Below are 26,566 nucleotides of genomic sequence, written 5' to 3'. Positions count from 1 at the left end.
GACACCGGGCGGTGTCGCGGATGAGCGAGGTGGCGGTGGGGCGGGAGACGCAGCTGAGGAGCGGCGAGATCGCCGTCATCCGGAGCGGGGTGGACCCCGTCGCCGACTTCACGGCGTTCGCCCAGACCAGCACACCGGCCCTGTACCGGATCGCCTACCTGCTGTGCGGGGACCCGCACCGCGCACAGGACCTGGTGCAGCTCGCGCTGGAGCGCACGTTCAAGGCGTGGGGCAAGGTGGGCGACGGCGACCCGTTCGCCTACGCCCGCCGGGTGCTGGCGACGGCCCGCATCGACACGTGGCGGCGGACCCGCCGTGAGGTGCTCACGGACGACCCGGGCAGCAACCTCGGGGAGCGCAGCACCCCGGCGTCCGACGTCGAGCTGGCCGAGCGGGACCGCCTGGTCCGCGCGCTCATGGCGCTGTCGGTCAAGCAGCGCCGCGTCGTGGTGCTGCGCTACCTCCTGGACCGGTCGGAGTCCGACACCGCCGCCGAGCTCGGGATCTCCGCGGGCACCGTCAAGTCCACGGCCTCACGCGCCCTGGCGCGCCTGCGCGCGCTGGTGGCCACCGACGGGGAAGGGAGCCGACCGTGAACGTCCACGACATCAACGCCAAGCGGGACGCGGCGATGCTCGCCGGGCTGCGTGCCGCGAGCACCACCATCGAGCCGCCGCGGTCGCTGGATCCCACGACCATGGCGGTGCGCGCGGTGCGTCACGTGCGCCGCCGGCGCGTCCTGACCGCCGTCACGGCAGGGGCCGCAGCGCTCGCGGTGCTGGGCGCGGGGATCGGCGTGGCCGGTTCCGTCCTCGCGGACCGGCAGGAGCCCGTGCCCGGCACGGACCGGACGACGGCGCGGCCGACCCCGGCGAGCGCGCCGCCGTCGCGCGGGTCGGGGCAGTCCGCGAGCCCGAGCGCCGTACCGGTGCCCGAACCCACCCGGTACCTGCGCACCGGCGGCGGGGAGCTGCCCGTGCTGCCGGGTGTGGAGCGCGGCATCGTCGAGGGGGACGGTGCCGCCCCGTACATCCTGGGCGGTCTCTGGTACGAGGTGCCCGCGGGCGGCTGGTACGCGGTGGGCGACGTCAACGCGGGCGGCGTGGCCGGCTTCCTCGCTCCGGAGGACCCGCGGGCGAACGGTTCGCTCGACATGAGCATCGACGACGTCGACGCGGCCCTCGAGCTACGGAACGTGACCGACGTGGCGGGCTGGACCGTGCCGGCGCGGGACTCCGGGGCCACCACCGTCGACATCGAGGGGGCGGACCTCGTCGTCATCGAGCGGCACGCGCGGGAGGGCGCGGTGGCACCCGCGACCATCCGGATCCGCAGCGGGACCGAGGGCTGGATCATCGAGACCCGGTTCCCGGCGGGCGCGGAGGGCGACACGATGCTGCGCAACTTCGTCGGCAACCTCTGGCTGGAGGAGGCGGGCGAGCCGGACTGGTACGCGCCCGCCTACGAGCACCCGACCCTCGAACCGCTGGAGCACGGCATCCCCGCAGGCTGGCAGCGGACCGAGCACAACGGCCTGACGTTCGGGGTGCCGGAGGGCTGGACGGCGGAACCGACGGAGGGCGAGTTCTCGCCGGGCGTGGAGTGGACCGCGACGACGGCGCGCGAGGGCGTCCCCGGCGAACGCGTCTACGTCCAGGGCGGCAAGCCCGGCGGGAACTGGTGGACCCGGACCATGGACGCGCCCGAGTCCCAGGTGATCGACGTCCCCGGGGCGGACTACGCCGAGGTGCAGCCGACGCTCTACAACGCGGCAGGGGAGCCCGAGACCTACTCGGTGAGCATCTACGTGCACCAGGCCGACCGCGGGGAGAACCTGTTCCTCGTCGCCGACTTCGACGGCAGCGAGCAGGGCTGGCGCGACCTGCACACCTTCCTGGGGACGCTGGACTTCCGCCGCTGACAAAAGAGTCGAAACTCGATGGAACCTTCGCCGTAGCCGGGCCGTGTTCCGTTCGTGACAGTCACGAGTCCGCGCGTCCTCGCGCCAGAACCCCGGGCCCAGCGGCCCGTGGTGCTGCGCGTCGTACGTGCCGACTCCAGCTCTGCGGACGACCTGGAGACCGTGACCACCGAGCAGAACACCCCAGACTCCCCATCCACCACGACACCCCCCGTCCTCTCCGGTGCCCGGTCCGCCACGGCGGATCCCGGGGCTGCTCCCGCCACCCGGCCGCTCACGGTGGTCCGAGGTGGGGCGGGCGAGGCCGATGATGACGTAACCTCGCTGCCCGTGCGGACAGATCGGCCCCGGGCCACTCACGCGCGCAGGACCGCGGCCGTCTCGAAGAACGACGAGTTCACCGCGTTCATGCGAGAGGCCAAGGATCCCCTCCACCGGATGGCGTTCCTCCTCAGCGGTGACGCGCACCGCGCCGAGGAGCTCACCCAGCAGACGTTCGAGCGGTGCTACCGCCACTGGCACAAGGCCCGGGAGGGCGACCCGCTGGTCTACGCCCGGCGTGTGCTGGCCAACCTGCGCATCGACACCTGGCGCCGCACCCGGCGCGAGATCCTGACCGGTCCCGACGAGCTCCCGCAGGACGACGTCGTCGCCCCGCGGGCCGCCACGCGGACGCCCACCCGCACGGTGGACGACCGGGACGCCGTCGTGCGCGCGCTCCTGCGGCTGCCGCTGAAGCAGCGCCGCGTCGTCGTGCTGCGCCACCTGCTGGACCTGTCGGAGTCCGAGGTCTCGACGGAGCTCGGGATCCCGCTCGGCACCGTCAAGTCCACGGCCTCGCGCGGCCTCGCCCACCTGCGCGCGATCCTCGACATCGACGCCCTGGGCGGGATCCGATGACCACGAACCACACCGACGACGACTTCGTCGCGCGGCTCCGCGACTCGGCCCACGCGGCGGTGCCCGTGTCGACGCTCGACCTCGACAGCGTGCTGCGGACGAGCCGGCGCAAGCACACCGCGCGCCGTGCCGGCGTCACGGTGGCCTCCACGCTGGCGCTCGCGACGGTCGGGGCCGGGGCGGCCGGGGCGCTGCCGGGGATCCCGGGCCTGTGGAGCAGCACGCCGGTCGAGGTGTCGCCGAGCGCCGTACCGCCCTCGATCCTCGAGGACGGCGAGGTGGACGTCGAGCCGCCGGCGCCGTCGCCCACGGACCTGCCCTCGCCGCAGCCGGAGGCCGAGCTCGCCTACCTCGCACCGGGTGTGCGCACGGTGGCCGAGCCTGCGACGTACCGCGTCGACGCCGACACCGTGGTGCTCGACCTCGGGCTGCCCGCCGGGGGCGGCGACCGCTACCTGGCCGTGGTGACCCTGGCGAAGATCGACGGGCGGCACAGCGCGACCGACCTGGAGCTCGTCGCGGGCGGGGAGACCGCCCTGCAGAACCTCCGCGAGGGCAACCTCGGCGGCACGCTGCTGTGGCGCGGCGTCACGTCCGACGCGATGGTCCTGCCCGCGGGCGGCGGTCCGGCGCTCGTGTTCGGCTTCTCCTCCGCGGCGACGGAGGGCGCGCAGCACCTGGTCTTCGACGACCCGCTGACCGATGGTGCCGCGGGCGCGCAGGGGGCGCCCGCGTCACCGGGTGCCGGGACGTCCGCGGATGCCGGGACCGGCTCTGCCGCCCCGGCGGCGGGTTCGTCGCTCCCGGTCACGCCGTTCGACGTGCTCGGCGACGGCAGCGTGTGGATGCGCGTGCTGCAGGTGGACCGCGAGACGGCGGAGCCGCGCGGCTTCGTCTACGCGAAGGAGGGCACCTGGAGCGCCTCCTGGTGCCGGACCACGTCGCCGGAGTGCGCGGTGATCCATGACGTCGCCGGGCACACGGTGACCACGCCGAAGGCTGCGGCGCCCGCGCCCATGGTCGCGGAGCTCGCCCCGATGCTGGTCGAGGACGCGGAGGCGAACGAGGTCCCCGCGATGGAGTCCTGCGTCGCGCAGCGCACGGGCACGGCCTGGACGGCGCCGCCGGAGCTCTCCGGCAAGTCGTTCTGGCGGGCGCCCGAGGGTGTCGACGCCGCCGTGTGGCGGCTGTGCCTCATCGACCTGAGCGAGGCGCTGCAGCTCGCATCGACCGGCGAGGTGCAGCCCGACGGCGAGGTGTCGCCGAGCCCGGCGCGCCCCACCCCGACACCGTCCGAGACGCCCGAGGAGGAGGACTCCGATCCTCTGGGCCTCGGGGCACTCCTGGAGGGACTCTTCGGGGGATGAAGACTTCCCGGTCCACGTCTCGTCTGGGGAGATGGCGTGGGCCGGGAACACACGAGCGGGCCGAGGCAGAGTCTGGGGATCTGCCTCGGCCCGCTCCTTTTCGCGTGCGGTCTGCCCGGTCTACTCGCCGTCCTCGCAGGCGATGCCGTTGCCGTTCCCGTCCAGGTGCGGCAGATACCCCGGCTGCCCGGCCGGGAGCGGTGCGGCGCCCGCGGCGCGGACCGCGTCGCAGTTCCAGTAGAAGACGGTGCCGGGGTTGTTGCCGTTCCCGTTGTTCCCGTCGTCCCCCCAGTCCTCCTCCTGCTGCTCCTGCTCTTCCTGCTGCTGTTGCTGCTCCTGCTGCTCGAGCGCCTTCTCCCGCTCCTCGAGCTTCGCCTCGCGCTCACCGAGGGCCTGCTCGCGGGCCGCGACGTCGTCGCGCTGCTTGTCGATCTGGGCCCGCTGCATGTCGATCTCGGCCTGCTGCTCGTCGATCCCCGACTGCGCGGTCTGTGCTTCGGCGATGGCCTGGTTGGCGTCGGCCTGCTGGCCTGCCGTGACCACCACGCCGATGATCACGCCGAGGGCGAGACCGGCCACGGCGACGGCGACCATGAGACCGGCACCCGGGCCGCGCGACCCCGGCTGCCGTCCGGACCGGCCCGGCCGGGGCCCCGGGGGCACGGCCGCGACGGGGAGGGGGCCGCGCGGGTCGTGGTGGTTCGCGTCGTCGATGCTCAGCGGGCCGGGGCCGGACGAGGGCGGCGGGGCCGGCGGCGTCGGCCCCTTGCCGCCGAGGTTCTTCAGGGCCGCGAGCACCCCGGTGGTGGGACCCGAGCGCGGTGCCCCGGGCGGCGGCGGGGGTGGTGCCGTGCCGGGCTGCGGGGGATAGACCGGCTGCGGGCCGGAGCCCGGCCGGGGCGGACCGGGCGGACCGGGCGCAGGAGGTGCGCTGATGGGCGCCATGGTGATGGTCGACCCCAGGGCGTCCGCGGGGGCCGGTGCGGGCGACCCCGCCGCTCCGGGCGACGGGGCCGGGCCGGGTGTGCGGGGTGCGGGCGGCGCGTCGATCACCTGGATCGCGACGGTCCTCGTGTCGGCGCCGCTGTCGGGACCGGCGCCGCTCGGAGCCGGGACCGGGGGTGCCGGGGGTGCGGGGGGCGTGGCGGCGCGGTCGGCACCGTCCGGCCGGGGAGTGTCCACCCAGTAGTTCCAGCCGGGCGGGGCCGGCGGCCACGAGGGGTCCGGAGCCCAGGCGGAGTCGGGTCGGAATCCCGGGGGCACCTGCCAACCCGGAGGCGGGTTGAAGCGCACGGGCATGGTTGCTCCTTCTGTACGGTCGGCCCCACTATCGGCCATCCGAGCGGGTCGGCGCTAGAACGGGGGTCGAACCGGACATATCTACCGCCTGTGCGCCCGACAGTAGCGTGCTCGTGTCAGTGGTCACTGGTAGACCTGGGGGCATGTTCCTCCTGGAGCGTGACGACGCGGGCACCCTGGTGCACTCGGCGAGCGATCTCGTGACCGCCGGCGAGTGCGAGTTCCGCCTGCTGCGACGGCTCGACGAGCTGCTCGGCAGGAGCCCGCGCAGACCGCGGGAGGAGGACGCGATGCTCGCCCGCACCGCGGCCCTCGGCGAGCAGCACGAGCGACGCGTCCTGGACACGCACCTGCGCGCCCACGGCCCGGCCACGGCGGGGCGGCCGGGCGGCGTGCTGGAGATCGCCCCGGCGCGGCGCATGTCCCGCGACGAGCTGACCGACGCGCACGCCCGCACGCTGGCCGCCCTGGAACAGGAGGCCGACGTCGTCTACCAGGCCTCGTTCTTCGACGGCCGGTTCCACGGCCGGGCCGACTTCCTGGTGCGGGACCCGCTCGCGGGCCGGCTCCGGTACGCCGTGCACGACTCCAAGCTCGCGCGCCGCACGAAGGTCCGCGCCCTGCTCCAGCTCGCCGCGTACGCGGACCAGCTCATGGCGGCGCGGATCGACCCGACCGACCAGGTGCACCTCGTGCTCGGCACGGGGGAGACGACGTCGCATCGGCTCGCCGACCTGCTGCCGGTCTTCCGGCGGCGGCGCGCCCGGCTGCTCGACGTCCTGGACGCCCACGTGGCCGACGACGCCCCGGTGCGCTGGGGCGACGACCGGTACCTGGCCTGCGGCCGGCTGCGCGACTGCCCGGACTGCGCGGACGCCGTGGCCCAGGAACGCGACGTGCTGCTCGTCGGTGGGGTGTACGGGGCGCAGCGGGTGCGGCTGGCAGCGGCCGGCATCTCGACGATCGACGCGCTCGCGACGGCCGAGGAGCCCCCCGACGGCATGGCCGCCGCCCGTTTCGAGGGCCTGCGCGCGCAGGCTCGTCTCCAGCTCGGGCTGGACGACGGCGACGGGTCGGTGGCGCTCGACCACCTGCCCGACGGCGTGGACCCCGACGGCCCCGACGGGCGCCTCCGCTGGCAGCTCGTCGCGACCGAGGCCATCGACCGCCTGCCCCCGCCGAGCCCGGGGGACGTGTTCTTCGACTTCGAGGGCGACCCGCTGTGGGAGGCCCCGCGGCTGCCGGGCGACGACCAGGCGCCGGCCATGGGGCTCGACTACCTCTTCGGCTGGGTCGAGCGGCCCGGCCCGGGCGACGGCACCCCGCCGTTCCACGGGCTCTGGGCCGACGACCTGGCGGGGGAGCGCGACGCCCTCGTCCGCTTCGTGGACTACCTCACCCGGCGCCGGGAGATGTACCCCGACCTGCACGTCTACCACTACGCCGCCTACGAGAAGACGCACCTGCTCTCGATCGCGGCCCGGCACGGGGTGTACGAGGACGAGGTGGACCAGCTGCTGCGCGACGGCGTGCTGGTGGACCTCTACGCGGTGGTGCGGTCCAGCCTGCGCATCTCGAACCGGTCCAAGTCGATCAAGAAGCTCGAGCCCCTCTACATGCAGGACGACCCGGCGCGCGAGGGAGTCACGAGCGCCACCGCGTCGGTCACGGAGTACGCCGAGTACGCGGAGCTCGCGGCCGCCGGCGACGAGCGGGCGGCAGGGCTGCGGCAGCGGATCCTGGACTACAACGAGTACGACTGCCGCTCGACGCTCCGGCTGCTCGACTGGCTGCGCGCCGCGCGGGACTCCGTCACCGGGTCCGCGGCGACCCCGTCCGCGCGGGCCTACGCCCGTCCTACGCGCTCGGACGGCGGGGTGTCGTCCGGTGGTGGTGCACCGGCCACCGACCGCGACGGCGCCCCTGGCGGTGCTGCTCCGGCCCTGGTCGGCGACGGCGCCCCTGCGGCCGACGACGTCCGTGCCTCCGCCGGCGTCGGTGACGGCGGTGCCCCGGCTCCGGTCGGTGTGACGGTCTCCGGGAACGGCGACGCCGCGGACGCGCGCGCGGCGGCCCGCCGCGAGGCCCGGGAGCGGAGGCTCGCGCTGGGCGCCGAGATCGCCGCGCGGGTCGGCGAGAACCGCGGGGTGAGGTCGCTCGAGGTGCAGGCGCTCGCGCTGCTGGGCGCGGCCGTCGGGTACTACCAGCGCGAGATGAAGCCGTTCTGGCAGGAGCACTACGCGCGGCTGGAGCTTCCCCTGGACGAGTGGCCCGGCCGCAGGTCGACGTTCCACGTGGAACAGTCGACGGTCCTCCGGGACTGGGACGTCGTGGGGCGGGACCGGCTCCCGTCGCGCGAGCTCGAGCTGGTGGGGCGCATGCTCGACGGATCCCGCGTGGACGGCTCCGACCTCGGCACGGGCGACGGCGTCCACGTGCTCTACGACCCGCCGGTACCACCCGTCGCCCTGCCCCGGGGCGCTGAAGAGCCGACGGCGCGAGCCGTCCGCGGGGAACACTCGGGCGGGACGATCCTGGCGGTCCGCGACCCCGACGACGTGCCGGGCGGCGGCGTGCCGGACCTCTCGCCGGAGGGCGGGGCGCACGGGCCCACCGCACCGCCCGCGGCGACCCGCGGCGAGGCAGGCGAGCAGCGCGGCCTGCTCCGGGGCCACGACGTGGTCGTCCTGCGCGAGCGGCTCTCCGGCGGCGCGGAGCCGCACGACCAGCCGCCCGTCGCGCTCGCGCTGCAGTCGGGCCCCGCGCACGACGCGCAGGAGCAGGCGGTCGAGGACGCCGCCCGCGCGGCGCTCGCGGCCTGGGACGCCGACCGCACGCTGCCCGACGGCGCCGCCGTCGACCTGCTGCGCCGCCGCCCGCCGCGGATGATCGACGGCGGCGGCCTGCCGGAGCTCGGGGCGGAGGGCGACGGCTTCGACCTCGAGGGCGCGGTGCACGCGGCCGTCGAGCGGCTCGATCGCTCCTACCTCGCGGTGCAGGGTCCGCCCGGCACCGGCAAGACCCACGTCGGCTCGCACGTCGTCGCCCGGCTGGTGGGCGACGGGTGGCGGGTGGGGGTCGTGGCCCAGTCGCACGCCGCCGTCGAGAACATGCTCAGCGCCGTCGTGCGCAAGGCGGGGGTGCCCGCCGACCAGGTGGCCAAGAAGCAGCGGGCCAGGGGCACCGAGAGCGACACCGCCCAGCCGTGGCAGGAGGTGAGCGGCGAGAAGCTCGCGGAGTTCGCGGCGAACGGCTCCGGCGGCTGTGTGGTGGGCGGCACCGCCTGGGACTTCGCCCACGGGCGGTGGCCGGCCGAGGGCCTGGACCTCCTGGTCGTGGACGAGGCGGGGCAGTTCTCGCTGGCCGACACCATCGCCGTCGGGCGGGCCGCGCAACGCCTGCTGCTGCTCGGCGACCCGCAGCAGCTGCCCCAGGTGAGCCAGGGGCGGCACCCCGAGCCGGTCGACGAGTCGGCGCTCGCCTGGCTCGCCGCGGGCAGCTCCGTGCTGCCCGACGGACTCGGCTACCTGCTGCCCGAGTCCTGGCGGATGCACCCCGAGGTCTGCGCCGCGGTGTCCGAGCTGGCCTACGCGGGCCGGCTCGCGGCCCACCCGGTCACCACCACCCGGTCGCTGGAGGGCGTGGCGCCCGGGGTGGCACACGTCCCCGTCGCCCACGAGGGGCACTCGACCTCGTCCCCGGAGGAGGCCGCCGAGGTGGTGCGGCAGGTCCAGGGCGTGCTCGCCCGCAGGTGGGAGCCGGGTGGCGGCCGCCCACCCCGCCCGCTCGGCCAGGACGACGTCGTCGTGGTCGCCGCCTACAACGCGCAGGTCCACCTGGTGCGCCAGGCGCTGCGCGCCGCCGGTCTCGGCGTGGTGCCCGTCGGCACCGTGGACATGTTCCAGGGCCGGGAGGCCCCGGTGGCGATCCTGACGCTGGCCGCCTCGACGCCCGAGGACGTCTCGCGGGGGATGGGCTTCCTGCTCTCCCGCAACCGGGTCAACGTGGCGGTCTCCCGGGCGCAGTGGCGAGCCGTGGTGATCTCGTCACCACGGCTCACCGACTACCTGCCGGGCGACCTGGAGGCCGACGGCGTCCGCCGCCTCCTGGAGCTGGGCGGCTTCCTCCGCCTCATCGGCGGCTGAGAACTTCATGTGCAGTACAACGCATCTGGATCTGTACCTCCACAACCCAGCGCATTCGAGCTCTCGGATGGAGAGGGGCCGACTACTACATGCTGGATGTTCGAGCAGCGCGGGAGAGACATTCCCTTGTGCCGGAAATATGAACCATGTAACCTACGCGTGTTCGTGGTTCAAGCGAACGTCTGGTGAGGTGAATGGAGGGGTCAATATCTTGCGTGCGCGTATTGCACTCACGTCCGCAGCAGTAATGATCGCATCGCTCGCTGCAGCACCGTCGTATGCGTCCAGCACCACCGAGGATTTCGCATCGCTGGCATCCGAGATGGGGGTGGTGGTCGGGGTCGACGAGGAGATTGTCGACGCTGGTTTCGATGAGGCAGGTGGTTCCTATCTAGTTGTAGCCGACCGCAGTGCAGCAGAACCGGAACTCGTGGCGCTGGGTGAGCAGGTGCAGCACACCACCGGCGAAGGTACGACCATCACGACCGGCGTGTCAGCTTCCTGCACACAGTCGATCAAGACTGATCCGCCCTACAAGCTGAACAATAAGGTGCATGGGAAGATCACGTACAAGAAGTCGGCCGACTGCGGAAAGCGCACCGTGTGTCAGGACCTTGGCGAAAAGATCGGGATCTGGTTCCCCAAGGGGGAGTGCACGACCCTGGGTGCCAGCATCGTCAGCGGGACCTTGTACATGGCGAGCACAACCTGCAACAGTGGCACCTCGACGACGTGGGGGAACAGCGGCGTTTGGGGTTCGGAAACTCTACCTGTCTTCGTAACCAAGTCCCTTGCATGCCGGACCTGAGGAAGTTGCGCTAGAAGTTGCGCTAGCTGGCTCTGGCTAATGGTGCCAGGCTAAGCCGCTTCTTTGGGCCTCGGGGGTTGGTGCCTGGCTGCTTTGATAGCCGACACCAACCCCCGAGTGGTTAGTTCGCCAGTCGCCGATCCCCTGGTGTTGAGAACGCTTTCAGCGGGTCACGTTCTGATTAGAACTCGCCGCCGCCGAAGTCACCCCCGCCGAAGTCACCCCCGCCGAAGTCACCCCCGCCGAAGTCCCCGAAGAAGCCGCCGCCCGCGTCCCCGCCGGCGTCGGCACCCGCGTCCGAGCCCGCCGCCTCGACGGGCTCGGCGCCGGCCTCCTCGGCTCCGCTGGCCTCCTCGGCTCCGCCGGCCTCACCCTCCTCGCCACCGGCGAAGTCCTGGGAGGGGTCGCCGAACGAGCTGCCGAACATCATGTCGGCCACCGCCGAGCCGATGACCATGCCGCCGATGGTGCCGAGCATGCTGGCACCGAGCATCGAGCCGAAGCCCGGGCCGCGGCTCTGGCCGAAGTTGCGCTCCAGCGTGCCGGGGTTGCGCATCTCCGCGCGCGTCGCCATGCGGGCCAGGTCACGTGGGTCGTCCGACGTCGCGCGCTCGTTCGGCGGGACCGTCTCGCTGAGCTGGGCCAGCACCTGGTTGCGCTGCTCGGGCGTGAGCTGCGCGAACGCCTCGGCGTGCGCCTCCTCGACCCGGTCCGGCGGGGCCGTGCGCAGCAGGTACCGGTAGCGCTCGATCGCCACCTCGTCCTCGCTGCGCCCGGTGCTCGCGGCGGAGCCGTAGGTCGGCGCGGTGCCGTAGGCGGGAGCCTGTGCTGGCTGCTGCCGGTACTGCGGCTGCGGCGTGCCGCCGCCCTGGTACATGCCGGGAGTCTGGTCGCGCGGCTCGCGGCCGAGCAGTCGGTCGAGGAAGCCCATGATCTTGTCCTTCGTCGGTGGCGCGTGGATGACGGTCCACGGGGGAACGCCCCGCGCGAGCCCGTGGTTCCAGGTCACAGGGGAGAACCCGGGAAACACGAAGGCCCGGCCGCCTCAAGAGGTGGCCGGGCCGACGTCGTGCGACCGGCACCGGGCTCAGGACGAGCTCAGCGCGCGGGCCGCGAAGTCTCTGTGAGAATCAGAGCGGGCGGATGTTCTCCGCCTGCAGGCCCTTGGGGCCCTGCTTCACGTCGAACTCGACGCGCTGGTTCTCCTCGAGCGAGCGGTAGCCGCTCGACTGGATGGCGCTGAAGTGGGCGAACACGTCCTGCCCACCGTCCTCGGGCGCGATGAACCCGAAGCCCTTCTCGGCGTTGAACCACTTGACGGTTCCGAATGCCATGTACTGCTCCTTGCAAGATGCGACGACCCCGACCGTCGGGATCGCTGTAATCACGGTGTCGTCGTCATCTCTTGGAAGAACGATCGAGGCACTGCAACGCCGACAACTCTACCTGCCCGTCGCGCAAATCGCCCGCGTCTGTCGCCCGACAGTTTCCCGAGCGTGCTCGAGGGCTGCATTCGTGCCGATCCTTACCCCGTTCGTGCCCGATTTCATCCGGATTCAGGGTCGCTGCATGGCTGGGTAACATCCTCGTAACGATCGAGGGTGTGTGACGGACTAGTCACATCAACGTCACACAAGGTGGCTACGTTCATCGCCACGACGAGGCAAGTCGCCACGTCAGGTTCACTCCCGCTCGAAGGGGACCAGCAGAAATGATTCGACGTTCCACGGCGGCTCGCGGTCTCGCGGTCGCGGCAGTCCTCAGTGTGGGCCTCGCGGCCTGCGCCACCACGTCCGACGGCGGAGACGGCGGCGGCTCGGGCTCCGGCTCGGCCGACCCGCTGAAGATCGGCACCCTGCTCCCGCTCACCGGAAACCTCGCCTACCTGGGTCCGCCCGAGGTCGCGGGCGTCGGCCAGGCCGTGGCCGACATCAATGCCGCCGGTGGCGTTCTTGGCAACGACGTCGAGATCGCCCCCTCGGACTCCGGCGACGGCGACAACCTCAACGTCTCCACCAACTCGGTCACCGACCTGCTGGGTCAGGACGTCAGCGCCATCATCGGTGCCGCGTCCTCGACCGTGACCCTGAACGTCGTGGACTCGGTCACCGAGGCCGGCGTGCTCCAGGTGTCGCCCGCCAACACCTCGACCACCCTGTCGGGGTACTCGCCGCTGTTCGCGCGCACCGCCCCGCCGGACACCGTCCAGGGTCAGGCGCTCGGTTCGCTCATGCTCGAGGACGGCCACCAGAAGGTCGCCTTCCTGACGATGCAGGACGACTACGCCACCGGTCTGCGCGACAACGTGCAGAAGGCGGTCGAGGCAGGCGGCGGCGAGGTCGTCTACGGCGGCACCGGCGACGGCACCGAGTTCGCGCAGGCGGAGACCAACTTCGCCAACGTCGTCTCCGACGCGCTGGCGGCCAAGCCGGACGCGATCGCGATCTTCGCCTTCGAGGAGACCAAGGCGGCCATCGCCGAGCTGGTCACTCAGAAGTGGGAGTTCGCCGGCAAGACGTACCTGTGCGACGGCAACACGGCCGACTACTCGAAGGACTTCGACCCGGGCACGCTCGAGGGCGTCAAGGGCACCATCCCCGGCGCCGACGCCCCGGAGGACTTCAAGGAGCGCCTGAACACCTGGTACCAGGAGGAGAACGGCGAGGAGCTGGCTGACTACGCGTACGCCCCCGAGTCGTACGACGCCGCCATCCTCATCGCACTGGCCGCCGTCCGCGGCGAGGGCACCGACGGTCAGACCCTCGCGGACAACATCCGTGCGGTCTCCGGCTCGGAGGAGGGCGCCACGGAGGTCTCCACGTTCGAGGAGGGCGTCGAGGCGCTCGAGGCGGGCGACGAGATCGCCTACAAGGGCGTCGCGGGCATCGGCCCGCTCAACGAGGACAACGACCCGTCGTCCGCGTTCATCGGTGTCTACGAGTACGACGACACCAACAAGAACGTCTGGACCAAGGTCGTCGAGGGCTCCGTCCAGGGCTCCTGACCACTGCACCGCGACCAGGCCCGGTCACCCCTTCGGGTGGCCGGGCCTGATCGTTGCAGAACCGCGATCAAGAGCGGGTGCGAACCGGACAACGCGCCTCTTGCCAGCCGTCGGACACCCGTGGGGCAGCCGGTCCGCAACGACGCGGATCGTTTCGATCGCCCCCTATACAGCCGCCGAAACCGTGTGTCACACGGCACGTGTAATCCACGACACACGGTGCGGCTACACTCTCGGCACGCTGATGCCATCAGTTTGATGCAGGCCTGGTTAAGCAGGGCTAAATCTTCGTGGCGTCGTGCGGCACCGAGACCTCGGGGCACCACCCACCAGAACCGACGGAGGACCCGGCAGATGACAGCCGACCGACCGAACCTCGCGACGGCCGCGCGCAGGGTCGTGGCCACGCTCGCGGCAGCGGCCTTCCCGGCCCTGCTCGCCGCGGCGCCCGCCATGGCAGCCACGGCGCCCGTCGCGACAGACTGCACATCCGACAGCACCACCGCCTGCGTCGCGGCCGTCGTGATGGACGAGGAGCGCAACTTCGTCCCCGACGTCACCGTCACGATCACGGGCGACGACTTCGAGGCCGAGGTCGCCACGACCGCGGACGGCCCCGTGTCCGTGGAGGTGCCGACCGTCGGGATCTACACGATCGCGCTCGACGAGGCGTCGCTGCCCGACGGGCTGTTCCCCGACCCGCCCCAGGTCGAGGTGACGGCACAGACGGGCTCCACGGCGCGCGGCGCGATCACGCTCGGCGACCAGCCCGTCGACGCGTCGCCGTCGGCCGAGCCGGGCGAGAGCGCGGGCGGCGGCGCCGAGACGCCTGCCGCGGGCGAGGCGGGATCCGAGGAGGCGACCTCCGGCGGCTTCTCCCTGGCGAACGCCTGGCAGAAGTTCGGGCTCGGCATCCGCCTCGGTCTCCTGCTCGCCCTCGCGTCGGTGGGCATCAGCCTGATCTACGGCACCACCGGCCTGTCGACCTTCGCGCACGGCGAGCAGTTCACGCTCGGCGCGGTGTTCGCCTTCATCGGGATCAACATGTGGGGCCTGTCCTTCTGGCCCGCGGCGATCCTCGCGGTCGTCATCTGCACCGCCACCGGGTTCCTGCAGGACGTCGTCCTGTGGAAGCCGCTGCGCCAACGCGGCACACCGCTGACACAGCTGATGATCATCACCATCGGTCTCTCGCTGACCCTCCAGTACACGATCCAGCTCATGATCGGCAACGGGTCCGAGCGCATCCTCAGCACCAACCCGACGTCGATGACGATCGCCGGCATCACGCTCTCGACGTGGTCCTGGGCCTCGATGGGCGTGGCCGTCATCGCCATCCTGTTCATCGGCTGGTTCCTGACCCGCACCCGCATCGGCCGGGCCACGCGCGCCGTGTCGGACAACCCGGCCCTCGCCTCGGCCACCGGCATCAACCCGGACAAGATCATCCGCATCGTCTGGACCATGTCCACCGGCTTCGCCGGCCTGGCCGGACTGATGTACGGCCTGTCCGTGGGCACCTTCGGCTGGAACACCGGCATGCAGATGCTGCTGCTGATGTTCGCGGCCGTGACCCTGGGTGGCCTCGGCACGGCGTACGGCGCACTGGCCGGCTCGATGGTCATCGGCATCGTCGTCGAGATGTCGCCGCTCATCCCCGGCATGCCGAACGACCTCCGCTATGCCACGGCGCTCGCGATCCTGATCCTCGTCCTGCTGCTGCGGCCCCAGGGCCTGCTCGGCCGGCGCGAGCGGATCGGCTGAAAGGACAACCACCATGGAAGAACTGAGCCGAATCCTCACGCAAGCGGCCGGCGAGCTGATCGCGCCGACCACCGCTGCCTACGTCCTGGCCGCCATCGGCCTCAACCTGCACTTCGGGTACACGGGCCTGCTCAACATGGGCCAGGCCGGCTTCATGCTGCTCGGTGCCTACGGCTTCGCGATCACGACGATCGCGGGGGCGCCCTTCTGGCTGGCCCTCCTCGTCGCGCTGGTCGCGAGCATCCTGTTCGCCCTGATCCTGGGTATGCCCACGCTGAAGCTGCGGGGTGACTACCTGGCGATCGTCACCATCGCGGCCGCCGAGATCGTGCGCATGCTCGGTCGCTCCAGCGGCCTCGCCGAGTGGACGGGCGGTCAGGCGGGTCTGCGGGGCAACGAGTTCAAGGACACGTTCGCTGCACTGTCGCCCCTCCCCGACGGGCGCACCACCATCGGCCCGTTCGAGTACCTCAACAACGGGTCGGACTCCTGGTGGGTGCGGATCGTCGGGTGGTCGCTGGTCGCGCTCGCCCTCCTGTTCGTCTGGCTGCTCACCCGCAGCCCGTGGGGCCGCCTCCTCAAGGGCGTCCGCGAGGACGAGGACGCCGTGCGCGCCCTCGGCAAGAACGTCTACGCCGTCAAGATGCAGGCCCTGATCCTGGGCGGTGTGCTCGGTTCGCTGGGCGGCATCGTGTACGTGCTGCCCCGCGCCGTGCAGCCCGACGGCATGGCCCGGTCGATGACGTTCTTCGTCTGGACCGTGCTGCTGCTCGGTGGTGCGGCCACCCTGTTCGGGCCCGTGCTCGGCGCGATGATCTTCTGGGCGGTCTTCATGCTGCTGCGTGCCGGCATGCGTGAGGGGCTGGCCGGGACGCTCGCCCCGGACCAGGTGGAGAACATCGGTGGTCTGGTCGTGGGCCTCACCCTGATGCTGCTGGTGATCTTCCGTCCGCAAGGGATATTGGGGAACAAGAAGGAGCTCGCCTTCGATGTCCGTTGAGATGCCCCGAGAGACACCGCCCGAGACGGCGGCCGAGACGCCCCCTGAGACGACGGAGGTCGACGTGACCGAGGTGACCGAGCCCGAGAGCACCGTGGAGGCGCTGGACGCCGTCGAGCGCAGCGACTCCGCGGCGGCCAAGGCCGCGGAGCACGTGCTGGCCGCCGTCGAGCCGACGGTGGGCGTGAGCAAGCCGGACGCGATCCTGGTCGCCGACGGCGTGCAGCGCCGGTTCGGCGGCATGACCGCCGTCGACGTCGAGCACCTGGAGGTCCAGCGCGGCGTCATCACCGCGCTGATCGGCCCCAACGGTGCGGGCAAGACGACGTTCTTCAACCTGCTCACGGGGTTCGACAAGCCCAACCAGGGCTCGTGGTCCTTCGAGGGCACGTCGCTGGCCGGGATCAGCGCGGCCAAGGTGGCGCGCAACGGCATGGTCCGCACGTTCCAGCTCACCAAGGCGCTGTCCCGCCTCACGGTGCTGCAGAACATGCAGCTCGCCGCGATGGACAACCCCGGCGAGAACCTGTTCGCCTCGCTGGTCAAGCCGCTGTGGTCCGGCACGGAGAAGAAGAACGCCGAGAAGGCGCTCGAGATCCTGTCGCGGTTCAAGCTCGACACCAAGAAGGACGACTTCGCGGGCTCGCTGTCCGGCGGCCAGCGCAAGCTGCTGGAGATGGCCCGGGCCCTCATGACGGACCCGACCATGATCATGCTCGACGAGCCGATGGCCGGCGTGAACCCGGCCCTGGTGCAGTCCCTGCTGGGTCACATCCAGGCGCTGCGCGACGACGGGATGACCGTGCTGTTCGTCGAGCACGACATGCACGCCGTGCGGCACATCTCGGACTGGGTGGTGGTGATGGCCGAGGGTCGCATCGTCGCCGAGGGTCCGCCCGCCGCCGTTATGCAGGACCAGGCGGTGGTGGACGCCTACCTGGGTGCCCACCACGACACCGACCTCGGGGACGACTCGCTGCTCGACCCCGCGGTGCTGGCCCGGCTCGAGGCCGAGGAGGAGAAGCGATGACCGAGACAGCCGCGCCCGCCGCCGCACCCACCGCCGAGAAGCGGGAGGTCCTGCTCAAGGCGACCGACATCGTGGCTGGGTACCTGCCCGGCGTGAACATCCTGAACGGGTGCAACCTCGAGGTCGCCAAGGGCGAGCTCGTCGGCATCATCGGCCCGAACGGCGCCGGCAAGTCGACCCTGCTGAAGTCGCTGTTCGGCCTGGTCACCGTGCGTTCCGGCACCGTGACGCTGGGTGGCGTGGACATCACGAACCAGAAGGCGAACACCCTGGTGTCCCAGGGCGTCGGGTTCGTGCCGCAGAACAACAACGTGTTCCCCTCGCTCACCGTCGAGGAGAACCTGCGCATGGGCGTGTACCTGCGGCCGCAGATGTTCGCCGAGCGGTTCGAGTTCATCACCGACCTGTTCCCGACGCTGGGCGAGCGACGTGCCCAGCGCGCGGGCGCCATGTCGGGCGGTGAGCGCCAGATGGTCGCCATGGCCCGTGCGCTCATGATGAACCCGTCGGTGCTGCTGCTCGACGAGCCGTCGGCCGGCCTGTCACCCGTGCGGCAGGACGAGACGTTCCTGCGGACCCGCATGATCAACAAGGCGGGCGTGTCGGTGGTCATGGTGGAGCAGAACGCCCGGCGCTGCCTGCAGATCTGCGACCGCGGGTACGTGCTCGACCAGGGCAAGGACGCGCACACCGGGACCGGCCGGGAGCTCCAGGCCGACCCCAAGGTGATCTCCCTGTACCTGGGCACCCTGGCGGAGGACGTCGACAAGGCCTCCTGACCTCTGTGCTCTGCCAGACCCTCGGGCCACCCGGTGACCCGAGGGTCTGGCGCGTCTCCGCCGAGAGGGAGAATCGGAGGGTGCTGCAGCTCGCCTCCGACAACTACGCCCCCGTCCACCCCGAGGTCATGGCCGCCGTCGCCGCGGCGAACCACGGGTTCGCCGTCTCGTACGGCGACGACCCCGTCACCGCCCGCCTGGGGGACCGCGCCGCCGAGGTGTTCGGCGACGGCACCCGCATCTTCTCCGTGCTGAACGGCACGGGGGCCAACGTCGTCAGCCTGATGGCCGCCGCCCCACGGTGGGGCGGGGTGATCGCGAGCGACGTCGCGCACGTCCATACCGACGAGAACGGCGCCCCCGAGCGGGTGGGCGGCCTCAAGCTGCTCACCGTGCCCGCCACGCACGGCCGCATCGGGCCCGAGGCCGTGGACCGCTGGACCGGCGACCTCGGCGACGTGCACCGCGCTCAGCCCGCCGTGCTCAGCCTCACGCAGGTCACCGAGCTCGGCACCGTCTACCCGGTGGCCGACCTCAAGCTCCTGGCGGACACCGCCCACGCCGCCGGCCTGCTGGTGCACATGGACGGGTCACGCCTTGCGAACGCCGCGGCCACGCTGGGCGCCTCCCTGCGGGAGATCACCACCGACGTCGGCGTCGACATCCTGTCCCTCGGCGCGGCGAAGAACGGCGGCATGCTCGGCGAGGCGGTGGTCGTGCTGCCGGGCGGCCTCCGGGCCGACGGCGGGACCGGGCCGGCCGACGCCGTCCCCTATCTGCGCAAGGCCACGATGCAGCTCGCGTCGAAGACCCGGTTCGTGTCCGCGCAGCTCCTGGCGCTGCTCGGCGAGCCCGGTACGCCGACGTCGGGCAGCGGTGCGGGGGCGCCGCTCTGGCTGCGCAGCGCCGAGCGCTCCAACGCGATGGCGGCGCGCCTGCGCGCAGGCCTCGAGGCGGCGGGCCTGACGGACGACGGCGGCGCCGCCGGGCGGAGCGGCGTCCGGATCTCCCGGCCGACCGAGGCGAACGTCGTCTTCGCGACCCTGCCGCGCGCCGCGGCGGACCGGCTCCGGGCCGAGGTGCGGTTCTACGACTGGTCCCCGGGCGAGACCCCCGACCGCGTCGAGGTCCGCTGGATGTGCGCCTGGGACACCACGGAGGAAGACGTCGACGCCTTCGTCGCCCTCGTCGCGGCCGCCCTCTGACGTCGCCGCATCGACCGGCAGGCGGCGGGACGGACCTCGCGTCGGATTGAACATCCGAGGCACCGTGGGTCGACACTGGGGGTCATGACTCGTTTTCGCCCGCTCGGCCTGGTCGCCGCAGCGGTCCTCACGGTGGCGGCCCTGGCCGGCGGCTGCGCCGGGCCCACGACGGAGCCCGATCCGACGACCCTGCCCGGGCCCGCTCAGTCGAGCGCGCAGCCGAGCGGTCGGCCGGGCGGCACGTCGCCGTCGCCGTCCAGCACCCCGACGCCCACACCCTCGGCCGGGACGCCCAGCCCCATCCCGACTGCCACCCCGACCGGTGGACCCACGCCGGGCCCGACGACGCAGCCGGGCACCGGCCCCGGGGAGCCGGACCTGTCGCTCGTGGCCGGCTGGACCCTGGAGGAGAAGGTCGGGCAGGTCGTCATGGTGGGCCTGCCGGTCAAGGGACCGTTCCAGCCGACGTTCGACATGGTCCGGGACGACCACATCGGCGGCGTCTTCCTGCACGGCCGCACCAAGGCGGGGCGTCAGCCGGTGAAGAACCTGGTGGACGCCGCCGTCGACGCCGCCGCGGGGGAGCGGGAGCCGCTGTTCGTGGCGACCGACCAGGAGGGCGGCGCCGTCCAGGTGCTGCGCGGCACGGGGTTCAGCGACATCCCGAGCGCCGTCGACCAGGCGACGCTGGACCCCGCGGACCTGCGCGCCCGGTCCAGGGTCTGGGGCCAGGAGCTCGCCGCGGCGGGCGTCAACCTCAACCTGGCGCCCGTCCTGGACCTCGTGCCGCAGGACTCCGCGCAGAGCAACCCGCCGATCGGCGTCTTCGGCCGCAACTACGGGTACACGGCCGAGTCCGTGATCGTGCACGGCAACGCGTTCGCGCAGGGGCAGCGGGACGCGGGCGTGCAGACCTCGATCAAGCACTTCCCGGGGCTGGGCCGGGTCACCGCCAACACGGACACCACGGCCGGCGTGACCGACACGGTGACCGGACCCGACGCGCCCTCGGTGGACGTGTTCGACGCGGGCATCGCGGCGGGGTCCGGGCTGGTCATGATGTCGTCGGCCGTCTACACGCGCATCGACCCCGACGCGCCCGCCGTGTTCAGCCCGGCGGCGGTCGGGCTGGTCCGGGAGCTCGGCTTCGACGGCGTCATCATCACCGACGACCTGTCCGCGGCCGTGCAGGTCACCGGGGTGCCCGCGGGCGAGCGTGCGGTGCGCGCCGTCGACGCGGGTGTGGACCTGGTGCTCGCGTCGGCGAAGCCGTCGGTCGCGGCGTCCATGGTGGATGCGCTGGTGGCGAGGGCGCAGGACGACCCCGCGTTCGCCGCGAAGGTCGACGCCGCGGCAGCCCGGGTGGTCGCGGCGAAGTCGGGGCTCTGACCGGTACGGGCCGGCCGGGGCCGCCGGACCAGGTCCCGGCGGCCCCGGCGCTCTCAGCGGTCCGCGAGCCCCAGCACGTCCAGCACCCACGCGTGCTCGAACGCGATCTGCTCCCACGCCGAGTAGCGCCCCGAGACGCCGCCGTGCCCGGCCGACATCTCGATCTTCAGCATCGCGGGCGCCCCGGCGGCCTGGAGCCGGGCCACCCACTTGGCGGGCTCCACATACAGCACGCGGGTGTCGTTGAAGCTGGTCGTGGCGAGGATCCGCGGGTAGTGCGTGGCGTCGTCCGCCACGTTCTCGTACGGGGTGTACGAGCGCATGTACGCGTACACCTCGGGGTCGTTCAGGGGGTCGCCCCACTCGTCCCGCTCGGTGACCGTGAGCGGCAGGGTCGGGTCGAGCATGGAGGTCAGGGCGTCCACGAACGGGACGCCGGCCAGCACCCCCGCGAACAGCTCGGGCGCCAGGTTGACGGCGGCGCCGACGAGCAGGCCGCCGGCGCTGCCGCCGTCCGCCACGAGGCGGTCCGGCGTGGTCCAGCCGGTGTCGACGAGGTGCCGCCCGGAGGCCACGAAGTCGGTGAAGGTGTTGCGCTTCGCGCCGAGCTTCCCGTCGTCGTACCAGGCGCGGCCCATCTCGCCACCGCCCCGCACGTGCGCGACGGCGAACACGATGCCGCGGTCCAGCAGGCTCAGCCGGGGCACGGAGAAGTACGGGTCGATCGAGTACTCGTAGGCGCCGTACCCGTACAGGAGCAGGGGTGCGGGGTCGGCGGGCGCGTCGCCGGCGTCGGCGAACCGCACCTTGTCCTTGCGCCAGACCAGCGAGACCGGCACCCGCGTGCCGTCGTCGGCCACGGCCCACTCCCGGCGCTGGTCGTAGTCGTCCGGGTCGTAGCCGCCGAGCACGGGCTGCTGCTTGAGCAGGGTGCGCTCGCCGGACGCGACGTCGTACAGGTAGAGGGACTGCGGCGTCACGAACGACGTGTAGCCGACCTTGAGGTTCGGCTGCTCCCAGACGCCCACGCCCGCGCCGACCGACTCCAGCGGCTGGCCAAAGGAGATCTCCTGGAAGTCCCAGGTCACCGGCTCCTGTGCGGGAAGCTGCAGTACGGCCGACCGGGAGATCGCCTCGCGGCGGTAGTAGAGCACCAGGTAGCGCTCGCTCGCGCTCACGCCGTCCAGGCGCACCGCCGGGTCGTGCGGCACGACGACGGTGGCCGCCTCCGGGGCGATCGGTGCACCCGGCGCGGGAACCGGGGAGCTGACCAGCTCGAAGTTCAGGGCGTCGTGGTTGTGCAGGATCAGGAGCGTGTCGCGCGGCCCGTCCGCGGACGGCAGCACCGCGTGCTCCACCGTGTACTCCACGCCCTCGCGGCGGGGCCACACGACCCGGAACTCGCCGGTCGGGTCGTCCGCCTCCAGCAGCCACGACTCGCTCGTCACCTTCGAGCCGAGCTCGATCTGCAGGTACGTGCGGGACCGGGACAGGCCGACGCCCACCCAGTACCGCTCGTCGGGCTCCTCGAAGACCACCACGTCGTCGGACCCGGGGGTGCCGAGCCGGTGCCGCCACACCCGCCAGGGGCGCCAGGCCTCGTCGACGGTGAGGTAGAAGACGTGCTCGCCGTCCGGCGCGAACAGGGCGCCGGGGGCGGTGTCCCGCACCTCGTCCGGCAGGTCCTGCCCCGTGGCGAGGTCGCGGACCCGCAGCGTGTAGCGCTCGTCGCCCGCCGTGTCGGTGGCGTAGAGCAGGCGGGTCCCGTCCTCGGACACGTCGAGCGAACCCAGCGCGAAGAAGTCGTGCCCCTCCGCCTCGGCGTTCTGGTCGAGCAGCACCTGCTCGCCCGGCACGGGCGCCCCCGGCTCGAGCACGCGCGGCGTCCAGTCGTCCGGCCCGGCGGCGGGGTAGCGCGCGTGGATCGCGTACTGCTGACCCTCGACGGTGCGCGCGTAGTACCACCAGTCGCCGTCGCGCGACGGCACGGAGAGGTCGGTCTCCAGCGTGCGGCCCTTGATCTCGTCGAACAGGGTCTGCCGCAGGGGTGCCAGGTGCTCCTGCCGCTCCAGGGTCCAGGCGTTCTGCGCCTCCAGGTGCGCGACGACCTCGGGGTCCTCCTTGGCACGGAGCCACTCGTAGTCGTCGACGAAGGTGTCGCCGTGGAAGGTGCGCTGGTGGGGGCGGCGCGGCGTGGCGGGCGGCGCGTCGGCGGAGGACTCGGTCCCGAAGGATGTCAGTGCATCAGACACCGCGTCAGCCTATCCGCGCTCTCTGACGCCGGGCGCGGGAGCCCGCCTGCCGGGCAGGCCCGGACGGCGCGACCCCCGCGCCTGGTGGCGTCAGAGCGTGACGTCCGTCCAGGTCAGGCGGTGGTCGCTGCTCGGGAACGGGTAGACGCCCGTGAGGCGGGACAGGGGGTCGGCGGCGGCCGGCCAGAAGACGCCAGCGCCCCGGACCCGCAGGTCGCGCGAGGGCAGCACGTAGTCGACGCGGAGGTTGCCCGGCGTCGTGTCCGCGAAGTCGGCGGTGTCGAGCGCCGGGTCGCCGAGGTGGGTCAGGTTGGCGCCCGCCTGGAGCGCCGCGGCCTCCGGCCCGCCCGCCGACGTGGCCTGCGGGTCGGTGATCCGCGGGTGGTCCAGGAGCTGGTCGATGGCCGCGTCCACGGAGTCGCCGTCCACGGGGTCGGCGTTGTAGTCGCCCACGATCACGAAGGAGGACCCGGGGCGCAGACCGCCGCGGCGGCCCTCGTCGTCGTACTGGTACCGGGCGCTGCGACCGCCGCGCACGTAGTCGGCCCAGAACCGGATCTCGTCGTGGTTGCGCAGGCCGTTGCGGTCCTCCGCCCCGTCGAACGACGGCGGGGTCGGGTGCGCCGCCAGCACGTGCACCGTCTCGCGGCCCACGCGCAGGGGGACGTCCCAGTGGGACTTGCTCGACAGCGGCAGCACGGCCAGCTCCTCGGCGGAGTACCAGTCGGCCGGGGCAGGGGTGGCCGGGTCGTCCGGGAGGAGCGCGCCGGGCATGTCTGCCCACCGGAAGTCCTGGAAGGTGCGGACCCGGTCGTGCCGGATCGGGTACTTCGACAGCACGAGCATGCCGTACTGCCCCGGGAACAGGCCGAAGCCGAGCGCGTCGTCGCCTCCGCCGACGGTCCCGTCGTTGTTCAGGTCGAACCCGCTGGGGATCCCCGTGTTCGACGGCGCCACGAACGCGTAGGGGTACTCCACCGGCTCGCCGGTGCCCTGCGGCACCTCCAGGTAGTTCTCGCGGAACAGGTCCGCGGCGGCGTACGGGTCGGCGTCGCCGGAGTAGTCGAACTCGTTGAGCAGCACGACGTCGGGGTCCGCGTGCTGGATCACCTCGGCGACCGTCGCGGCCTGCGCGTCGTCGCCCGTGGACAGGTCGGCGACGAGCTCGCCCTGCGTGGCCCGGTTGAGCGACAGGTTGTAGGTGGCCGCTCGCAGCGTCCGGTGGCCGTGGCCGGCAAGGCCCCGGTCCGTGGTCGCGCCGGCTGCCGCCGGGACGTCGCGCTGGCTCGCCGACGCCGACGCCGACGCCGACGCCGGGGCCGCGGTCGCCGCGGTCGCCGCCGGGACGAGGACGGCGCCGGCCAGCAGGGCCGCTGCGGCGGCGGCGCCGGTCAGGCGCCCGGGGGTACTGGCTCGCATGACTGCTCCTTCTTCGGGGTGTCGTGCTTCGGGGGCTTGCTCGGGCACCACCCGGGTGCCCGCGAGCCACGGTAGGTCGCCGTCGTCCCGCCGGGGTGAACACCGCGTGAACACCGTTGTGCCGGGGTACCGGGAGCTGCCGGGGCGGGGTCGTGACCGGATCGTTGCCGTTCCGGCGCCGGTGTGTCAGTGGCGGACGGTACTTTTCCGGGGCGGCCGTACCGCCGCCCCGCTGGCGTGCGCCGTCGGGCACATCCTGAGGAAGAGTCGATGAACCGTACTGTCCGTCCCGCCCGCCTGCTGGTGGCCGCGGCCGCCGCCACCGTATCGCTGACCCTGCTGACCGGCTGCGGTGTGCTCGACCAGATCACGTCGGGTGGCGACGCGCCGCGTGACGAGCCGGGCGGCGAGATCACCGCCTCCGCCGAGGCGGACGCGTTCCAGATCTTGAAGGGCGACTGCATCGACCTGGAGGCGCTCGACGGGTACGGGGACGCCGCGGAGGGCGAGGAGTACGAGGTCGAGACGGTTCCCGTGGTCCCGTGCGCGGAGCCGCACACGGGCGAGGTCTTCGCCGAGCTCGTCATGGACACCGACGAGTACCCGGGCGACGAGGGCATGTCGAAGAAGTTCGACGAGTGGTGCTACGCCGAGTTCGGCAAGTTCGTGGGGCTGTCCTACGACGAGTCGCAGTACGGCTACACCGGCTTCTACCCGACCCAGGCCACCTGGGAGCAGCTCGACGACCGCACCCTCCAGTGCATCATCAGCTCCGAGGAGCCCGTGACGGGCACCCTCAAGGGCGCCGCGAAGTAGCGGCCCCGCGGGCGGCGGCGCGCGCCGCCGCCCACAGGTCCACCCCGAGCACCGCCAGCGCGGCGAGCACGAACACGGCCCCGACCAGGGGCACCGTCGTGACGCCGGCGGTGGCGACCACCAGCGCGCCGAGCGCCGACCCGGCGCCGATCCCGATGTTGAACACCGAGCTGGAGATCGCGGTCGCGGACTCGGTGGCGCCCGGGGCGACCCGCAGCGACAGGAAGGACAGGGCGGGCGGGATGGCGCTGAACGCCAGCCCGAACAGGGCCAGCCCGACCAGCGCGAGGGCCGGGACGTGGCCCAGGGTCCGGAGCAGCAGCAGCGCACCGGTCAGCGCGACGAGCGCCACGACCACGGTGTGCCACGGCCGCTTGTCGAGCACCTGACCGATGAGCAGGGTGCCGGCCAGGCCCGCGGCGCCCTGGCCCAGCAGCAGCGCGCTGAGGTAGCGGTCGGGGAAGCCCGCCGTCTCCAGCAGGAACTGCGTGACGAACGTGATCATCATGAAACCGCCGGTCACGAGCAGCACGGTGACGACCAGGAGCATCACGAAGCGGCGCAGGTCCGGGTGGGTGCCGCGCGCGGTGCCGCTCTGCTCGGCGTCGACGTTCGGCATGGAGACGGCCATGGTGACGCACGCGACCAGGCTGACTGCGGAGAACAGCAGGAAGGCCGTGCGCCAGCTCGTCTGCTGGCCCACCCAGGTGCCGAGCGGCACGCCCAGCAGCGGCGCGAGCGAGTTGCCGACCGCGAGCCGCGCGATCATCTTGCCCCGCACGGCGGGGGCGAACAGGCTCGCGGCGGCCGGGGTGACGATGGACCAGAAGAGCGCCTGGCCCAGCGCCGTGACCATGCGCGCCGCCATGAGGTCGGCGTAGCCGATCGCGAAGGCCGACCACAGCGAGCCGACGGCGCAGACCGCGGTGGTCGCCGCGAGCACCCAGCGGCGCTGGAACCGCCGCGTGAGGCGGGTCAGCGGCAGGGACGCCACGACCACGACCACGGCGTACGCCGTGACGAGCAGTCCGATCTCGGAGGTGCTGCGGCCCAGGTCGGGCGCGATGAGGGTGAGCAGGCCGCCGGGGAGGTTCTCCGCCGTGACGAAGGTGAAGGCGCTGACGCTGAGCGCGACCAGTGCGACGATCGCGCGGCGCTGGTCCACCGGGGGAGCGGCGAACTCCGCGGCGGCGGTGGGCCTGTTCGAGGTCATGCATTCTCCGGGGAGTGGGAGCGGCGCTGTGAGAGCGGGCCGGTCCGGACCCGGCGACGGGTGGGCACTCGGCAACGCCAAGGTACGCGGGATCGAACCGATTCGGCACCCGCATACCCGGACAACTGGGTGAACCTGGCGTGTGTCCTAGGCAACATTGTCGTAATATTTCCCTGGTTTCCTCCTCCGTGGACAAAGGTGTCCAGCAGGTCCGGCGACCCGTACGTACCTCCTCGTCCCGGACGCGGCTCTCTT

20 protein-coding genes are annotated in these 26,566 nt (G+C 72.5%); 14 read left to right on the top strand and 6 right to left on the bottom strand.

The genetic code is table 11. The features are described from left to right. Positions 1 to 20 precede the first annotated feature (20 nt). The 4 genes from ACIG47_RS00595 to ACIG47_RS00580 all read left to right on the top strand — a co-directional run bounded on the left by ACIG47_RS00595 (position 21) and on the right by ACIG47_RS00580 (position 4,188). On the top strand, positions 21 to 596 hold the full coding sequence (locus ACIG47_RS00595) for a SigE family RNA polymerase sigma factor (RefSeq protein WP_397429196.1): 576 nt from the start codon (positions 21 to 23) through the stop codon (positions 594 to 596). Beyond that, on the top strand, positions 593 to 1,921 hold the full coding sequence (locus ACIG47_RS00590; protein WP_397429195.1) for a hypothetical protein: 1,329 nt from the start codon (positions 593 to 595) through the stop codon (positions 1,919 to 1,921). The genes ACIG47_RS00595 and ACIG47_RS00590 overlap by 4 nt, the downstream gene beginning before the upstream one ends. A gap of 279 nt (positions 1,922 to 2,200) precedes the next feature. Then, positions 2,201 to 2,821, top strand: coding sequence for a SigE family RNA polymerase sigma factor (locus ACIG47_RS00585; RefSeq protein WP_397429519.1), 621 nt, complete (start codon positions 2,201 to 2,203; stop codon positions 2,819 to 2,821). Further along, positions 2,818 to 4,188, top strand: a complete 1,371-nt coding sequence (locus ACIG47_RS00580) for a hypothetical protein (RefSeq protein WP_397429194.1) — start codon at positions 2,818 to 2,820, stop codon at positions 4,186 to 4,188. Before ACIG47_RS00585 ends, ACIG47_RS00580 begins: the two co-directional genes overlap by 4 nt. A gap of 120 nt (positions 4,189 to 4,308) precedes the next feature. Here the strand turns inward: ACIG47_RS00580 and ACIG47_RS00575 are convergent, their stop codons facing one another. After that, positions 4,309 to 5,487, bottom strand: coding sequence for an excalibur calcium-binding domain-containing protein (locus tag ACIG47_RS00575; protein ID WP_397429193.1), 1,179 nt, complete (start codon positions 5,485 to 5,487; stop codon positions 4,309 to 4,311). Between the two features lie 143 nt (positions 5,488 to 5,630). On the opposite strand from ACIG47_RS00575, the gene ACIG47_RS00570 reads away from it, so the two are divergent. Then, complete coding sequence (locus ACIG47_RS00570; protein WP_397429192.1) at positions 5,631 to 9,632, top strand: TM0106 family RecB-like putative nuclease; 4,002 nt, start codon at positions 5,631 to 5,633, stop codon at positions 9,630 to 9,632. Positions 9,633 to 9,879: 247 nt separating this feature from the next. Further along, on the top strand, positions 9,880 to 10,440 hold the full coding sequence (locus tag ACIG47_RS00565) for a hypothetical protein (RefSeq protein ID WP_397429191.1): 561 nt from the start codon (positions 9,880 to 9,882) through the stop codon (positions 10,438 to 10,440). A gap of 181 nt (positions 10,441 to 10,621) precedes the next feature. Here ACIG47_RS00565 and ACIG47_RS00560 read toward each other — a convergent pair whose 3' ends face one another. Together ACIG47_RS00560 and ACIG47_RS00555 are read right to left on the bottom strand one after the other, a co-directional pair. Then, positions 10,622 to 11,449 (bottom strand): hypothetical protein, encoded by an 828-nt coding sequence (locus tag ACIG47_RS00560; protein WP_397429190.1) that lies wholly within the window; start codon positions 11,447 to 11,449, stop codon positions 10,622 to 10,624. A gap of 121 nt (positions 11,450 to 11,570) precedes the next feature. After that, complete coding sequence (locus tag ACIG47_RS00555) at positions 11,571 to 11,774, bottom strand: cold-shock protein (protein WP_020017413.1); 204 nt, start codon at positions 11,772 to 11,774, stop codon at positions 11,571 to 11,573. 377 nt (positions 11,775 to 12,151) lie between these two features. Here ACIG47_RS00555 and ACIG47_RS00550 point away from each other — a divergent pair, with 377 nt between their 5' ends. The 7 genes from ACIG47_RS00550 to ACIG47_RS00520 all read left to right on the top strand — a co-directional run bounded on the left by ACIG47_RS00550 (position 12,152) and on the right by ACIG47_RS00520 (position 20,611). Beyond that, a complete protein-coding gene (locus ACIG47_RS00550) occupies positions 12,152 to 13,444 on the top strand; it encodes an ABC transporter substrate-binding protein (protein WP_397429189.1) in 1,293 nt (430 codons plus the stop codon). Between the two features lie 354 nt (positions 13,445 to 13,798). Continuing rightward, the gene (locus ACIG47_RS00545; RefSeq protein WP_397412031.1) at positions 13,799 to 15,208 is read left to right on the top strand and encodes a branched-chain amino acid ABC transporter permease; all 1,410 of its coding nucleotides are present in this window, start codon (positions 13,799 to 13,801) and stop codon (positions 15,206 to 15,208) included. A 13-nt stretch (positions 15,209 to 15,221) separates the two neighbouring features. Continuing rightward, the gene (locus tag ACIG47_RS00540; RefSeq protein WP_397412029.1) at positions 15,222 to 16,208 is read left to right on the top strand and encodes a branched-chain amino acid ABC transporter permease; all 987 of its coding nucleotides are present in this window, start codon (positions 15,222 to 15,224) and stop codon (positions 16,206 to 16,208) included. Then, on the top strand, positions 16,198 to 17,238 hold the full coding sequence (locus tag ACIG47_RS00535; protein WP_397429188.1) for an ABC transporter ATP-binding protein: 1,041 nt from the start codon (positions 16,198 to 16,200) through the stop codon (positions 17,236 to 17,238). Before ACIG47_RS00540 ends, ACIG47_RS00535 begins: the two co-directional genes overlap by 11 nt. Then, complete coding sequence (locus tag ACIG47_RS00530; protein ID WP_397429186.1) at positions 17,235 to 18,017, top strand: ABC transporter ATP-binding protein; 783 nt, start codon at positions 17,235 to 17,237, stop codon at positions 18,015 to 18,017. The genes ACIG47_RS00535 and ACIG47_RS00530 overlap by 4 nt, the downstream gene beginning before the upstream one ends. Before the next feature lie 80 nt (positions 18,018 to 18,097). Further along, the gene (locus ACIG47_RS00525) at positions 18,098 to 19,222 is read left to right on the top strand and encodes a threonine aldolase family protein (protein WP_397429185.1); all 1,125 of its coding nucleotides are present in this window, start codon (positions 18,098 to 18,100) and stop codon (positions 19,220 to 19,222) included. A gap of 84 nt (positions 19,223 to 19,306) precedes the next feature. Continuing rightward, on the top strand, positions 19,307 to 20,611 hold the full coding sequence (locus ACIG47_RS00520) for a glycoside hydrolase family 3 N-terminal domain-containing protein (RefSeq protein ID WP_397429184.1): 1,305 nt from the start codon (positions 19,307 to 19,309) through the stop codon (positions 20,609 to 20,611). 53 nt (positions 20,612 to 20,664) lie between these two features. On the opposite strand, the gene ACIG47_RS00515 is transcribed toward ACIG47_RS00520, so the two are convergent. Beyond that, positions 20,665 to 22,863, bottom strand: a complete 2,199-nt coding sequence (locus ACIG47_RS00515; RefSeq protein ID WP_397429183.1) for a S9 family peptidase — start codon at positions 22,861 to 22,863, stop codon at positions 20,665 to 20,667. A gap of 90 nt (positions 22,864 to 22,953) precedes the next feature. Next, positions 22,954 to 24,282 carry an endonuclease/exonuclease/phosphatase family protein gene (locus ACIG47_RS00510; protein ID WP_397429182.1) on the bottom strand — a complete coding sequence of 443 codons (1,329 nt, stop codon included), beginning with the start codon at positions 24,280 to 24,282 and terminating at the stop codon, positions 22,954 to 22,956. Between the two features lie 270 nt (positions 24,283 to 24,552). Here ACIG47_RS00510 and ACIG47_RS00505 point away from each other — a divergent pair, with 270 nt between their 5' ends. Further along, positions 24,553 to 25,098, top strand: coding sequence for a septum formation family protein (locus tag ACIG47_RS00505; RefSeq protein WP_397429181.1), 546 nt, complete (start codon positions 24,553 to 24,555; stop codon positions 25,096 to 25,098). On the opposite strand, the gene ACIG47_RS00500 is transcribed toward ACIG47_RS00505, so the two are convergent. Next, positions 25,079 to 26,311: an MFS transporter gene (locus ACIG47_RS00500; protein ID WP_397429180.1), complete on the bottom strand. Its 1,233-nt coding sequence runs from the start codon at positions 26,309 to 26,311 to the stop codon at positions 25,079 to 25,081. The two genes, ACIG47_RS00505 and ACIG47_RS00500, sit on opposite strands and share 20 nt — an antisense overlap. Positions 26,312 to 26,566: the final 255 nt, after the last annotated feature.

This window comes from Promicromonospora sp. NPDC052451, assembly GCF_044547525.1.
Classification (GTDB): domain Bacteria; phylum Actinomycetota; class Actinomycetes; order Actinomycetales; family Cellulomonadaceae; genus Promicromonospora.
Note: the sequence above shows the minus strand (reverse complement) of the source record. Positions and strands in the feature narration are given on the sequence as shown.